Below are 13,149 nucleotides of genomic sequence, written 5' to 3'. Positions count from 1 at the left end.
GCGAATTTTTCGCCTCCCCTGTCAGAAACACGCGCCGCCGGCGACTAACCGGATATTGGCACGGGCTTTTGGGAGATCGGGGTGACCGGAAAGGCGCAAGACAGGCTGTTCGAAGAGGCGATCGACCGCTTCGGCGGCGCTATCGCCCGCATGGCGCGCGGCTATGAAGCCGATCCCGAACTGCAACGCGACCTTCTCCAGGAGTTGCAGGTCGCGCTTTGGCAGAGCTTCGCCCGCTTCGATGCCCGCTGCGCGATGAGCACCTGGGTCTGGCGCGTGGTGCATAATCGCGCCGCCTCGCACGTCGCCGCCCAAGCCCGCAAGCGTCGGCGGCCGTGGGTCGATATCGAGGATCTGGCGCTTGCCGATGAAGCCCCCTCGCCCGCCGAGCGCGCCGAGACCCATCAGGCGCTCGCCTTGATGCTGGCTATCATCGACCGGCTCGGACCGCCCGACCGGCAGATATTGCTCCTTTATCTCGAAGGGATGCCAGCGGCCGAAATCGCCGACGTCACGGGCGTGTCGTCCGAGACCGTCGCGACCAAGGTCCATCGCTTCAAATCCATGCTCACGCGCCGTTTCGCCGGCCTGGGAGATGCAACATGACCGATTTTTCCGACGACATGACCCTGCACGGCCTATGGCAAAGCGATACGGCCGCGTTCGAACCGATGCCGGTCGAGGAAGTCAGGCGCCGCGCGTCGCGGCTCGGCGACATCGTCGCCCGGCGAAATCGCCGCGAATATATGGCCGCCGCCATCGTGATTGCGGGTTTTGCCGTCTATGCCGTGGTCCTTCCCGGCCTGCTGTTCAAGCTGGGCAGTCTGCTCGTGATTGCCGGGACACTGTTCGTCAGCTGGCAGCTAACCCGCCGAACCTCGCGTCCCGATCCGGCGGCCGAAGCCACGGACATCCGGTCCTATTACCGCGCGCGCCTCGTTCGTGAAGAGCATATGCTGTCGCGCGTCGGGCGCTGGTATCTTGCACCTTTGCTGCCCGGTCTGCTGCTGTTCATGACCGCACAGGCGCTGGATGACCGTTATGGCATGGTTGGTAGCACGGTGCTGATCGGCGGGCCGTTGCTGCTTTTCGGGGCCATCTGGCTCCTCAACCGGCGCGGCGCCGCGATGCTGCGGCGCCAGATAGCGCGGATCGATCGCGATCCGCCTGCCCCTGCCCCCGAACAAGGAGAATGATATGAACCGCCTGCACCGCCTTGCTGCAGCTGCCCTGCTCGCCGTCCCCTTGGCCGCGCTGCCTGTCGGGACCGTCCACGCTCAGCCGGGCACAACCGCACGCGCCGAACAGAGCGCCTTCGACCGCCGCGCCGGTCAGCTCGTCGCCCTGTTCGAAGGGCGAGTACCCTATGCAGACTATTTTGCGCCTTCCTTCCGCGCGGCGATCCCGGAAGCGCGGTTTGGGGAGATCAGAGAAAATCTGGTCGGCCAATATGGCAAGCCGGTCGCGGTCGAGCGAGCGACATCGGACGACGGTCAATCGGGCACGATACTGCTCCGTTTCGAACGCGGGAGCGCGACGATCCGCCTGGATGTCGGCCCGGCCCCCGAAGCGCTGGTGCTGGGACTTCGAGTAACCGGATTTGTGGCTGCCAACGATAGCGTCGCCGCAATTGCAGCGGAAATCGCTGCTTTACCGGGCGATACCGGGTTTCTTGTCGCCGAAGTTGACGGCGACAACATTCGTCAGATTGCGGGTTCTGGCGCCGATCGGCCCTTTGCCGTCGGATCGATATTCAAACTCTATGTTCTCGATGAGCTTGCTGCGCAGGTCGCGGCGGGGAAGCGGCATTGGAACGATGTCGTCCCGCTTGCCCACCCCAGCTTCTCATCGGCGGCGACCGCCAACTGGCCGCTGAATACGCCGGTTACGCTACAAACGCTGGCGAACTGGATGATCTCGGTCAGCGATAATGGCGCCGCCGACACGCTGATCCATCTGCTCGGCCGCGAGACGATCGAAGCGCGGATGCGGGCGGCGGGCAATAGCGCGCCCGCACGCAACACGCCCTTTTTGACGACGGTCGAGGCCTTCGCGCTCAAGGGCAACAATTTCGCCGATCTCCGTTCAGCCTTTCTCTCAGGCAGCGAAGCGGAGCAGCGCAAGATCGTCGACGACAATGCCGATCGCTTCACCCTCGCCAATGTTGACGGCGTCAGCTTCGCGGGAAAACCGCGCTTTATCGACAGCCTCGAATGGTTCGCCTCACCGATGGATGTGGCGCGGGCCTTTGCGGATCTGCGGGCACGCGCTTCGGCGCCGACGATGGCGGCGCTGGCGATCAACAATGGCGTCGGCCCCGCAGCGGCGGCGGACTGGTCCTATCTTGGCTACAAGGGCGGGTCGGAGCTTGGCGTGGTGTCGATGAGCCTGCTCGGCCAGCGCAAGGCCGACGGCAAATGGTTCGTCGTCACGGCAAGCTGGAACAATGCGGCCTTGGACCTCGACGGCAACAAGTTCTCCGGTCTCGTCACCCGGCTGCTCGCGCTCGCGGCCAAGGATGGCGTTACGCCGTCAGCGCCGCCACCAGCGCCTTGACCTTCGCCTGCCGCCATTGCGGGGTCGGCGCGACGAGCCAATAGCCGCGTTTCGTATCCATCGCCTCACCCACTTGGCGCACCCGCCCGGCGGCAATATCGGCCTCGGCGAGCATGGCCGGGACGCAGGCTTGCCCCAGACCGTTGGCGGCGGCGTCGATCGCAAGCCCGGCATCGCCCAGCCGCAACGCGGGCTCGCCCTCGGCGACAGGGCATCCCGGCCACGCGATCCGCGTGTCGCTGCCGCCGCCAGGCCCCGCCACGGTGACCATCGATGCCGCCGACAGCGCAACGCCTTCATGGTCGCCTGCCCCGTCGGTCCAGAAAATCGCGAGATCGAGATTGGCCTCGGTGAAATCGATGCCGCTATCGGCTGACACAAGCGTGAACCGCACGTCGGGCGCCTGCTGGCTGTACCGGGCGAGACGCGGCGCCAGCCATTTGGCGGTCAGGTCGCGCGGCGCGGCGATGGTCAGCGATTGCGACGACTGCCCCGCCTGCATTGCGCGGACCGATTCCTCGAACTGCAAAAAGCCCTGCCGCAGCGCGTCGAGCCCGGCATGCGCTTCGCCGGTCAACTCGAGTCCCTTGGGGGTGCGGCGGAACAGGACGACGCCTAGCATGTCCTCCAGCGCGCGGATCTGTTGGCCGACCGCCGCCGGCGTCACCGCCAGCTCGTCGGCGGCGCGCGTAAAGCTGAGATGGCGGGCAGCAGCGTCGAAGACGCGCAGCGCGTTGAGGGGCAGATGGGTGCGCTTCATGACGCGGTCGCGGGGGCCACGAGCGGAAAGGCCGGAATTGCCGCCAGCATCTGCGACCCGTCGGTCATTTCCATCACATAGGTGCCGACCATCCCGCCTTCTGGCGTCGGCAGCGGGCATCCCGAAACATAGTCGAACGACCCGCCGGGCGCGATGAGCGGCTGTTCGCCGACGACGCCTTCGCCCTCGACCTCGCTCACCTGCTCGCGGCCGTCGGTGATCCGCCAATGCCGCGTCAGCAGCTGCACCGCAGCCTCACCGTGATTTTCGATGCGGACATGATAGGCCCAGAACCAGCGCCCCAGCGCCGGATGCGACTGTTCGGGCAGATAGCTGACCGACACGCGCACCGTGATCGGCCCGGTTGTCGCGGCGAAGGGGAAGAGGGAGTCGATCATCGCGCCGCCAGCGTCGCTCAAAGCCCGACCTTGGTCAATGCCTGGTCCAGATCGGCGATCAGATCGCGCGGATCCTCCAGCCCGATATTGATGCGCAGCATCCCCTCTTCGATGCCCATGTCGGCGCGCGCCTCGGCGCTGACGCCATAATGGGTGGTGGACGCAGGATGGCAGCACAGGCTGCGCGCATCGCCGATATTGTTCGAAATATCGACGAGTTCGAGCGCGTTCAGAAACGCCATCGCCTGCGCCCGATCCTCGAGGAAGAAGGAGAAGATCGGCCCGCAGCCATCCATCTGGCGCATCGCCAGATTATGCTGGGGGTGGCTGGCCAGGCCGGGATGCAGGATACGCCGCACGCGCCCCTCGATCGCCTTGCCGACCGCCAGCGCATTCTCCGACTGGCGGCGGGCACGCAGGTCGAGCGTTTCCAGCCCCTTCAGAACAACCCATGCGTTGAACGGCGACAGGTTCGGCCCGGTATTGCGCTGGAACGGCAGCAGCACCTCGTTGATGAATTTTTCCGTTCCGCACACCGCTCCAGCGAGGACGCGGCCCTGCCCCTCCATCAGCTTGGTCGCTGAATAGGCTACGACGTCGGCGCCGAATTCCAGCGGGCGCTGAAGCGCGGCGGTCGCGAAGGCATTGTCGACGACGGTCGTGATGCCATGCGCCTTGGCGAGATCGCACACCGCCTGCAGGTCGACGATATCCATCGTCGGATTGGCGGGGGTTTCGAAAAAGAAAAGCTTGGTGTTCGGCTTGATCGCTGCCTTCCACGCGTCAAGGTCACGGCCATCGACGACGCTCGTCTCGATCGCGAAGCGCGGCAGCAACGTATCGACGAGCCAGCGGCACGACCCGAAGGCCGCTTTCGCAGCAACAACATGGTCGCCAGCGGACAATTGACACAGGAGCGCCGTCGTCATCGCCGCCATGCCGGTGGCTTGCGTCCGGCACGCCTCGGCACCTTCCATCAACGCGATGCGTTCTTCGAGCATCGCAACGGTGGGATTTTGCAGGCGCGAATAGGTCATGCCCTGCGCCTCGCCGGCAAAGCGGGCCGCGACTTCCTCGGCGCTGTCATAGGTATAGCCGGAGGTCAGGAACAGGGCCTCGGACGTTTCGCCATGTTCGCTGCGCCACGTCCCGCCGCGCACCGCCTGCGTCGCCGGACGCCAGTTCCTCGTCTTGCTGCGATCGAATCCCGTCGTCTTTTTCATCTCGCTTTATCCGTTCAAAGCCGCGACAACCGCATCGCCCAGCGCTGCGGTGCCCATCGATCCGCCCAAATCGGCGCCGCGGCATCCGTCGGCAAGGATTTTCGCTACCGCACTCTCGATGCGCGCCGCGCTCGCTTCGTCGCCGCCCGAATGGCGAAGCAGCATCGCAAGCGACAGGATCATCGCGAGCGGATTGGCTATCCCTTTACCCGCAATATCGGGGGCGCTGCCGTGAATGGGCTCGTACAGCCCCTGGCGGCCTTCGCTCAGCGAGGCCGATGCGAGAAGACCGATCGAGCCGACGCACATCGATGCCTGATCGGACAAAATGTCGCCGAACAGATTGCCCGTGACGATCACGTCGAACTGCCCCGGATTGCGCACCAACTGCATCGCGGCATTGTCGACATACATATGACTGAGCTCGACGTCGGGATAGTCGGCCGCGACCTCGATCACGACGTCCCGCCACAGCTGCGATGTTTCGAGGACGTTCGCCTTGTCGACCGAGCACAGCCGCTTCCGGCGCCCTTGCGCGGCGCGGAACGCGACATGCGCGATACGCCGCACCTCGCTCTCGCTATATGCCATGATGTCATAGCCTTCGCGCTCCCCGGTCGCGGTCGTGCGCATGCCCTTTTCGCCGAAATAGACGTCGCCGTTGAGTTCGCGCACGATCAGCAGGTCAATCGCCGAGGCGACTTCGGGTCGTAGCGCAGAGCTGTCTTCCAGTCCCGCGAACAGCTTGGCCGGACGAAGATTGGCGAACAGGCCGAGTTCCGACCGGAGGCCGAGAATAGCCTGCTCGGGCCGCAAATGACGCTCGACAGCATCGAAGCGCGGATCGCCGACCGCACCGAACAGGATCGCATCGGCCGCCTTGGCCTTTGCGAGCGTCTCGGGCGGCAGCGGGTGGCCGCTGGCGGCATAGGCCGCACCGCCGACAAGCGCGCGGTCGATCGTGATGGGCAGCGCCAGCGCGGCGAGGGTCTTTTCGGCCTCGACCATGATCTCCGGTCCGATACCGTCGCCAGCCAGCAGCAGGATTTGCACGTGCGTCGCCCTTTCCTATCTTCGCGAGCCGCTTAGACAGCGGCGGGCCCTCACGCAACCGCCCTGCCCAGCCTGCCGAGCAATCTTTCCCTCACCGCCAGCAAGTCGCGGTTTCGGCCATCGAGAATGTCGCGGTCGAGGAAATGTCCGGTGATGGCAAGTCCGGCGATGACGTCGGCAATCGACGGATCGGCATCGCGGCCGCGCAAGAAAGGCGGCAGGGGCATCAGCCGCGCTTCATATCCAGCCGCGGCAGCGCGGCCGACCGCCCCGCCTGACTTGGGGCTGACAAAGGCCAGATCGTCGGCAGTGCCGGTCGCCACGCATTCGTCGAGGCTGAGCCCGAAACCGAGCTCGGCAAGCAACAGCAACTCATAGCGCGCGAGCGCCGCTGCCCATAGCCGTGCCGCCGGCGCCACCGCAATCGCCTCCAGAAGCGCCGACAGCGCGGCGTAGAGCGACGGGTAGGGCTGGCTTTCGGGAAGCGCCGCCGCGGTCAGGCTGGTCGCCCAGTCGATCGCGGCGGCCGCCAGCGGTTCGGCGAGCAGCGGCGCGCGGCTGGCGATCATTTCAACCGTTGCGCCGCCAAGCTGATCCTCGGTCCGCGCCCGCAGGTCGAGCGCGACGAGGTTTCCCGGCATAAGTATCGGGCGCAGGCGCCGCGATCGCCCCCCGCGTACATAGCCGGCGACAAGGCCGGCGCGTTCGGTGAGGGCGCGCAGGATCGCGCCATGTTCGCCATGCGCCCGAACCGCGCAGACGATGGCATCGGCGGTCAGGCCGGCCAAAGCACCATCTGCGTCTGGGTGACGAGCGCGACCTCTTCGCCCGCTTCGGTGCGGATACGCGTCTGCCAGACCGACAGGCGCTTGCCGATCTTGACCGGCGCCGCTTCGCCGACGAGCACCGACCCGACCGGGCCGGCGCCAAGGAAATTGGTCTTGCTTTCGATCGTCGTCGTACCGCTTGCACCGTCGGGCAAGGTCAGGAAGGCCCCGACCGCGCCCAGACAGTCGGCAAACGCCATGATTGCGCCGCCGTGGACGATATTGCCCGCGGTGCAGATGTCGGGCCGCACGGGCAACCGCCCGGTAACGCGCTCTCTCGTCCCTTCCTGTATCGTCACGCCCAGCGTTCCGGCGAGCGGCATGGCGCCTGCGAAATCCACGTTCTTCTCCTCAGCTTCCCGGATTGTAGAAATCATAAACGGCCTGCGCGACCGCCGCGCTGACGCCCGGCGCCTTTTTCAGATCGTCGAGGCTGGCGCTGCGGATCGCCCGCGCCGTGCCGAAATGCATCAACAGCGCCTTCTTGCGCGCCGGTCCGATGCCCGGAACCTCGTCAAGCGGCGAGCTGCCCATCGCCTTCGCGCGCTTCTGCCGATGCGCGCCAATGGCGAAGCGATGTGCCTCGTCGCGCAATCGCTGAATGTAGAAAAGCACGGCATTGTTCGGGGGCAGCGTAAATTCGCGGCCGTCGGGCAAATAGAATGTCTCGCGCCCGGCGTTGCGATCCGGTCCCTTGGCGACGCCCACATAAGGAAGATCGTCGATACCGAGTTCCGCGAGCACGGCGCCCGCTGCGGACACCTGCCCTTTGCCGCCGTCGATCAGCACCAGATCGGGCCATTCGCCCTTGTTGCGTTCGGGATCCTCCTCGAGGGCGCGCGCGAAGCGGCGCTGGAACACTTCGCGCATCATCGCAAAATCGTCGCCCGGCTGCGTTTCCGGGCGCTTGATGTTGAACTTGCGATAGGCGCCCTTGATCCAGCCCTCCGGCCCCGCGACGACCATCGCGCCGAGCGCATTGGTGCCCTGAATATGGCTGTTGTCGTAGATTTCGATCCGCTGCGGCGGTTCGTCGAGATCGAACAGATCGGCAAGTTCACGCCCCAGTTTCGCCTGACTGCTGCTTTCGGCAAGGCGGCGGTCGAGTTCTTCGCCGGCGTTACGCACCGCCTGTTCGAGCAGTCGCTTGCGATTGCCGCGCTGCGGGACGCTGATCTCGACCTTGCGGCCCGCCGTTTCGCCGAGCGCTTCGGCAAGGACCGGGGCGTCCTCGGGCTCGCGATCGACGAGGATCAGCTTGGGGGGCGGCACGCCCTCGTAAAATTGCATGAGGAAGCTCGCCATCACCTCAGGTTCGGGCACCCCCGCGACATGCGCGGGAAAGAAGCTGCGATGCCCCCAATTCTGCCCGCCGCGAATAAAGAAACCGGCAATGCAGAGCTGCCCGCCTTTCGCGGCCAGCGCAAAGACATCGGCATCGCCCAGCCCGTCGGCATGCACCGACTGGCTACCCTGGATGAAGGTCAGCGCCTTCAACCGGTCGCGGAGCACCGCGGCGAGCTCGAAATCCATGGCTTCGGCCGCGCGCGTCATCGCGTCGCCCAATCGCTTCTGCACCGCGGTCGAGCGGCCTTCCAGAAAATCCTGCGCATCGCCGACGAGTTCGGCATAATCGGCCTTGTCGATACGATCGACGCACGGCGCCGAACAGCGGCGGATCTGATAGAGCAGGCACGGACGCGACCGATTGGCGAAGAAGCTGTCGGTGCAACTGCGCAGCAGAAAGGTCTTCTGGAGCGCGTTGAGGGTGCGGTTCACCGACCCCGCGCTGGCGAACGGGCCATAATAGCGTCCCTTGGCACGGCGGGCGCCGCGATGCTTTTGTACCCGCGGGAAGTCATGATCCATGCGGAGCAGGATGAAGGGGAAGCTTTTGTCGTCGCGCAGCAGGACATTGTAGGGTGGACGATAGCGTTTGATGAGCTGTGCCTCGAGCAACAGCGCCTCGGCCTCGCTTGTCGTCGTCACGATCTCCATAGCGCGCGTCTGCGCGACCATGCGCTGCAACCGCTGCGGCAGCCGTGCGACCTGGGTGTAGTTGGTAACGCGATTCTTCAGCGCGCGGGCCTTGCCGACGTACAGAACGTCGCCGCGCGCATCGAGCATCCGATAGACACCGGGGCGCACCGGCAGCTTGCGCACGACGCCGCGAATGACATGGGCACCGCGCTCCAGATCGGGCTTGTCAGCCCCCTCCCCCTCGCCGCGGACGACATAGGTGGCCTTCTCTTCGTTGAATCGTTCGGGAGCGTTGGGACGGACCATCATTTCCATGTAGGCGATGGCCGCGCGGCCCGCCATAGTGTGGCAGGTAAAAGCATGGAGGGGGCGATGGAATTACACGGCAAACTGGCGCTGGTGACGGGCGGAAGCGACGGAATCGGGCGCGAAATCGCGCTGCAATTGCAGGCGGCGGGCGCCGAGGTGGTCGTGACGGGCCGCTCACCCGAAAAACTGGCGGGGATGCGGGCGCTGGGTTTTGAAACGATCGCCGGCGATCTGTCCGAGCCGGCGGGAATCGATGCCGTCGTCGCGGGGGTCGCAGGGCGACCGCTGGCGCTTCTGGTCAACAATGCCGGGGTCGGCAGCGATTATGAGCTGGACGAGCCGGCGACTCTCGACAGCGCGGCGCAGTGCATCCGTACCAACCTCGACGCGCCGATCGCACTCTGCACGCGGCTGCTGCCGATCCTGCGCGCCCAGCCTGCCGCCGCGATCGTCAATGTGACCTCGGGGCTCGCGATCGCACCGCGCGCCGGCGGTTCGATCTATTGCGCCACCAAGGCCGGGCTGCGCGCCTATACGCAGGCGATCCGCCACCTGCTGCGCGACAGCAATGTGGCGGTGATCGAGGCGCTGCCGCCGGTGGTGGAAACCAATATGACCGCGGGTCGCGCCGGGAAGAAGATGAGCGCGCACGATTGCGCCGCCGAAATCGTGCGCGGCATCCGCACCGGCAAGCGCGAGGTGAATGCGGGGGCGGTGAAGCTGTTGCAACTCGTCAACAGCGTCTCGCCCGCCCTCGCCCGCCGGATCATGATCAAATATTGAGGCCGCCAATTTCGGCTTTGCGCGCCCGAACGGCTGTGGCAGGCCGTGCACGGGGCGCACCATAAGGGGGGATATTATGCGCATGATTTTTGTGGCGGCCACGCTGTTGCCGCTCGCCACGCCCGCCGCCGCCGCCGAATGGTATCTGGTCGGCGGCAATGATTCGACCCGCACCTATGTCGACCTTGCGAGCCTGCGCGCGCTGAGCGGCAAGATCATCGGCGACGTGCTGAGCATCTATGCCAAACCGCTCAGCGGCGGGCCGATATCGGGCGCGAAAATTCGCGAGGAGCTCGATTGCGGTGGCAATTCCTTCCGGACGCTCGAATATAGCTATTACCGCGCCGACGGCAGCTTCATCGAGAGCGAACCGTCCGACACGATCACCGAACACAAGACGCCCGCCGCCAACAGCATCAACGAGGCGATCATGGATTTCGCCTGCTATCGCAAGGGCGGGACCGCGGTCAGCGATCCGTTCAGCGATGCGGCCGACAATTTCGACGAGTATTGACGCGAAAAAGCGGCCGTCTCGCTTAGACGAGACGGCCGCTTTTCATGGCCCGATTGGGAAAGATCAGCTCTTGGCGACGGCCGCGATCGCCTGATCGATCAGCGCCTTGTCGGCGCCCGCGTCATGCTTGGCCGCGATCAGCGCTGCGGCGGCATCGGTCGCCGCCTTGGCCGCCGCGGCACGAACCTCGGCAACCGCGTTGGCTTCGGCCGCCGCGATGCGGTCTTCGGCCATCTGCTTGCGGCGAGCGATCAGCGCGGTCGCATCGCCCTTCGCCTTGGCGACGAGCGCTTCGGCCTCGGATTCGGCGCGGGCGCGAAGCTCGTCGGCTTCCTTCGCCGCATCGGCAAGCTTGGCCTCATATTCGGCCTTGAGCGATTCGGCATCGAGGCGAAGCTGTTCGGCTTCGCCGAGCTGCTTCGAAATCTCTGCGATCTTCTTGTCGAGCGACGCGCCGATCATCGCCGGCACCTTCTTCCAGACAAGAATGCCGAGGAAGGCGAGCATCGCGATCGACACCCACACGGTGGCGTTAAGCCCGAAAGCCGTCGGATCGGCATGCGCCTCTCCGGCAGCGCCGGCAGCTTCGGACAGGATCATCAGGAAATCAGCCATGCAGCACCGCCTTCACCGCAGCCTTTGCGTCGGTTGCGGCAACCTTCACGCCCGACAGCTTGGCCACCAGGTCGGTCGCCGCTTCGGCAGCGACCGATTCGATTTCCGCCATTGCCGAGGTGCGCGCAGCGCCCACATCGGCTTCGGCCGCAGCCAGCTTTTCCGAAAGCTCGGCATCGACCTTTGCCAGGCGCTTTTCAGCGTCGCGAGCAGCCTTGTCCTTGGCGTCCGAAACCGCCTTCTGCGCCGCAGCGCGGCTCGCCTCGCTCTGCTGGCGATAGCTTTCCTCGAGGCCGTCGGCGGCCGCGTGTGCGGCCTTGGCCGCCGCCAGATCGTCGGCGACCTTGCGATCGCGCGCGTCAACCGTCGCCTCGATCTTGGGCAGCATGCCGCGGCCGATGACGATGTAGATGCCGGCAAACACGACCAGCAGCCAGAAAAGCTGCGAGGCGAGATACCAGTTATCAGCGGTTAGCTGGGCTATCTGGGGCATGAAAGGCGAACCTTAAACTTATGAAAAACCTGCAATTCGGTGCAGCCGGTCCCCATCCGAGAACCGGCCACGCCGGATCGTCCGAAATCAGACGACGAAGAGCAGGATCATCGCGACGACGAACGCGAGCAGGCCGAGAAGTTCGGCAGCCGCGAAGCCGATGAACAGGCGACCCTGCTGGCCGTCGGCGGCCGCGGGGTTGCGCAGCGCGCTTTCGAGGAAGCTGCCGAAGACGTTACCCACGCCGATGGCGGCCATGCCGGCACCGATAGCGGCGAGACCAGCACCGATCAGCTTTGCTGCTTCTGCGTCCATTGTAATACTCCTTGGGTGTAAGCGTTTGATATAAACGGGATTAGTGAAGGTTGACCGCGTCGTTGATGTAAAGCGAGGTCAACAGGGCGAAAACATAGGCCTGGATACCGGCAACGAGCAGTTCGAGCGCGCTGATACCGATCATCAGGATGAAGCTGAGGACCGACACAATCGAGCCGAGCCAGACGGTTTCGGCGTTGAAGCCGTTGATGACGAAGCCCGACAGCACCTTGAGCAGAACGTGACCCGCCGTCATCGCGACGAAGAGACGCAGGCCGAGGCTGAAGGGACGGACCATGAAGGACACGAACTCGATGGGCGCGATGATCGGGATCATCGGCAGCGGCGTGCCATGCGGCACGAAGAGCGAGAAGAAGTGCAGGCCGTGGCGCCAGAAACCGACGACGAGCACGATCGCGAAGCTGACCAGCGCAAGAACCCCGGTGATCGCAATGTGGCTGGTGACGGTGAAGGGATGAATGCCGAATACGCCAAGCGGCAGCATGCCGAGCAGGTTGCAGAACAGGATGAACATGAACAGCGAGAAGACATAGGGCGTGAACTTGCGCCCTTCGCTGCCGATATTCTGGGTCATCATGCTCGAGATGAAGCCCGTGAAACCTTCAACCGCGGCTTGCCAGCGACCGGGAACGAGCTGACGGCGCATGCCGCCCCACATGAAGATGCCGAGCGTGATGGCCGCAACGACCATCCACAGCGCGCTGTTGGTGAACAGGATTTCGTGCCCGCCCAGATGGAAACCGCCGCCGAGCGGGGTCACCTCGAACTGGTGCATCGGGTCGATCTTGCCGGATTCCGCCGCCACTCTTCACTCCACGCGCATTGCGGGGCGGCTCATCGGGCCGTCCCGCCAGAAATTCCCTTTGATCCGCGCTACTTGCGTGGACCCGAAGCGATGCGAATGATGTTCCGGAACGCCACGACGATCCCCATGAACAACATTCCCAACAACCCCCAAGGCGACGTGCCCGCGATGCGGTCGATCAGCCAGCCGAACAAGGCGCCACCGATCAATCCACCCAGCAGTTCCGCCAGCACCCGGTTCCCGAGCCGGTAATTGGCATCGGATTCCGGACTGGCGGTGCCTGCGGTCCGTTTCGCTTCTGCGGCTTCGGCCCGGTCCAATCGCTCTTCGAGCGAGACCAGGCGCGAATCCTCCGAAGTTTGATCCGGATCGCTGCCCTTCCCCGTCATCTTCCGCCATCCTCCTGAAACAGAACCGAAAAGAATCGGTGCCGCCCGCGAAAAAGGCCCGGAAAAAGCCGGGGGACCCCTAAGGCGCGGCCCGTTTAGGAACGCCGC

General features: G+C 65.1%; 17 protein-coding genes. 5 read left to right on the top strand and 12 right to left on the bottom strand.

The features are described from left to right. The first annotated feature begins 81 nt into the window (after nt 1–81). The 3 genes from ATE59_RS04915 to ATE59_RS04905 are packed head-to-tail and all read left to right on the top strand — an operon-like array spanning nt 82 to nt 2,556. Nucleotides 82–606, top strand: a complete 525-nt coding sequence (locus tag ATE59_RS04915; RefSeq protein WP_058811398.1) for an RNA polymerase sigma factor — start codon at nt 82–84, stop codon at nt 604–606. Further along, nucleotides 603–1,196: a hypothetical protein gene (locus ATE59_RS04910; protein ID WP_058811397.1), complete on the top strand. Its 594-nt coding sequence runs from the start codon at nt 603–605 to the stop codon at nt 1,194–1,196. The genes ATE59_RS04915 and ATE59_RS04910 overlap by 4 nt, the downstream gene beginning before the upstream one ends. Nucleotide 1,197: 1 nt before the next feature. Continuing rightward, nucleotides 1,198–2,556, top strand: a complete 1,359-nt coding sequence (locus ATE59_RS04905; protein ID WP_058811396.1) for a serine hydrolase — start codon at nt 1,198–1,200, stop codon at nt 2,554–2,556. On the opposite strand, the gene ATE59_RS04900 is transcribed toward ATE59_RS04905, so the two are convergent. From ATE59_RS04900 to uvrC, 7 genes are read right to left on the bottom strand one after another with little or no spacing between them, the layout of a single operon-like run. After that, a complete protein-coding gene (locus ATE59_RS04900; protein WP_058811395.1) occupies nt 2,525–3,316 on the bottom strand; it encodes a LysR family transcriptional regulator in 792 nt (263 codons plus the stop codon). The two genes, ATE59_RS04905 and ATE59_RS04900, sit on opposite strands and share 32 nt — an antisense overlap. Next, on the bottom strand, nt 3,313–3,714 hold the full coding sequence (gene apaG / locus ATE59_RS04895; protein ID WP_040590068.1) for a Co2+/Mg2+ efflux protein ApaG: 402 nt from the start codon (nt 3,712–3,714) through the stop codon (nt 3,313–3,315). The genes ATE59_RS04900 and apaG overlap by 4 nt, the downstream gene beginning before the upstream one ends. Before the next feature lie 17 nt (nt 3,715–3,731). Then, nucleotides 3,732–4,937, bottom strand: a complete 1,206-nt coding sequence (locus ATE59_RS04890) for a trans-sulfuration enzyme family protein (RefSeq protein ID WP_058811394.1) — start codon at nt 4,935–4,937, stop codon at nt 3,732–3,734. Between the two features lie 6 nt (nt 4,938–4,943). Then, nucleotides 4,944–5,990, bottom strand: a complete 1,047-nt coding sequence (gene leuB, locus ATE59_RS04885) for a 3-isopropylmalate dehydrogenase (RefSeq protein WP_058811393.1) — start codon at nt 5,988–5,990, stop codon at nt 4,944–4,946. A gap of 50 nt (nt 5,991–6,040) precedes the next feature. Continuing rightward, nucleotides 6,041–6,778 carry a DNA repair protein RecO gene (gene recO / locus ATE59_RS04880; RefSeq protein WP_058811392.1) on the bottom strand — a complete coding sequence of 246 codons (738 nt, stop codon included), beginning with the start codon at nt 6,776–6,778 and terminating at the stop codon, nt 6,041–6,043. Then, nucleotides 6,766–7,158: a PaaI family thioesterase gene (locus ATE59_RS04875; RefSeq protein WP_082657300.1), complete on the bottom strand. Its 393-nt coding sequence runs from the start codon at nt 7,156–7,158 to the stop codon at nt 6,766–6,768. Before ATE59_RS04875 ends, recO begins: the two co-directional genes overlap by 13 nt. Before the next feature lie 10 nt (nt 7,159–7,168). After that, complete coding sequence (gene uvrC / locus ATE59_RS04870; RefSeq protein WP_058811865.1) at nt 7,169–9,103, bottom strand: excinuclease ABC subunit UvrC; 1,935 nt, start codon at nt 9,101–9,103, stop codon at nt 7,169–7,171. A gap of 66 nt (nt 9,104–9,169) precedes the next feature. Here uvrC and ATE59_RS04865 point away from each other — a divergent pair, with 66 nt between their 5' ends. Continuing rightward, complete coding sequence (locus ATE59_RS04865) at nt 9,170–9,889, top strand: SDR family oxidoreductase (RefSeq protein ID WP_058811863.1); 720 nt, start codon at nt 9,170–9,172, stop codon at nt 9,887–9,889. 76 nt (nt 9,890–9,965) lie between these two features. Continuing rightward, a complete protein-coding gene (locus ATE59_RS04860; protein ID WP_058811391.1) occupies nt 9,966–10,403 on the top strand; it encodes a surface-adhesin E family protein in 438 nt (145 codons plus the stop codon). A 63-nt stretch (nt 10,404–10,466) separates the two neighbouring features. Here the strand turns inward: ATE59_RS04860 and ATE59_RS04855 are convergent, their stop codons facing one another. The 5 genes from ATE59_RS04855 to ATE59_RS04835 form a co-directional block, all read right to left on the bottom strand. Next, on the bottom strand, nt 10,467–11,018 hold the full coding sequence (locus ATE59_RS04855) for a F0F1 ATP synthase subunit B family protein (RefSeq protein ID WP_003044099.1): 552 nt from the start codon (nt 11,016–11,018) through the stop codon (nt 10,467–10,469). Then, complete coding sequence (locus ATE59_RS04850; RefSeq protein ID WP_003044101.1) at nt 11,011–11,511, bottom strand: F0F1 ATP synthase subunit B family protein; 501 nt, start codon at nt 11,509–11,511, stop codon at nt 11,011–11,013. Before ATE59_RS04850 ends, ATE59_RS04855 begins: the two co-directional genes overlap by 8 nt. Before the next feature lie 87 nt (nt 11,512–11,598). Next, complete coding sequence (locus ATE59_RS04845; protein ID WP_003044110.1) at nt 11,599–11,826, bottom strand: F0F1 ATP synthase subunit C; 228 nt, start codon at nt 11,824–11,826, stop codon at nt 11,599–11,601. 40 nt (nt 11,827–11,866) lie between these two features. Continuing rightward, nucleotides 11,867–12,652: a F0F1 ATP synthase subunit A gene (locus ATE59_RS04840; RefSeq protein WP_003044113.1), complete on the bottom strand. Its 786-nt coding sequence runs from the start codon at nt 12,650–12,652 to the stop codon at nt 11,867–11,869. A gap of 68 nt (nt 12,653–12,720) precedes the next feature. Continuing rightward, entirely contained in the window at nt 12,721–13,041 is a 321-nt protein-coding gene (locus ATE59_RS04835) for an AtpZ/AtpI family protein (protein WP_003044116.1), read from the bottom strand. Between the last annotated feature and the right edge of the window lie 108 nt (nt 13,042–13,149).

The organism is Sphingopyxis sp. A083 (assembly GCF_001468495.1).
In the GTDB taxonomy this organism is placed as follows: domain Bacteria; phylum Pseudomonadota; class Alphaproteobacteria; order Sphingomonadales; family Sphingomonadaceae; genus Sphingopyxis; species Sphingopyxis terrae.
The sequence above is the reverse complement of the archived record's forward strand: the minus strand, read 5'-3'. Positions and strand labels throughout refer to the sequence as shown.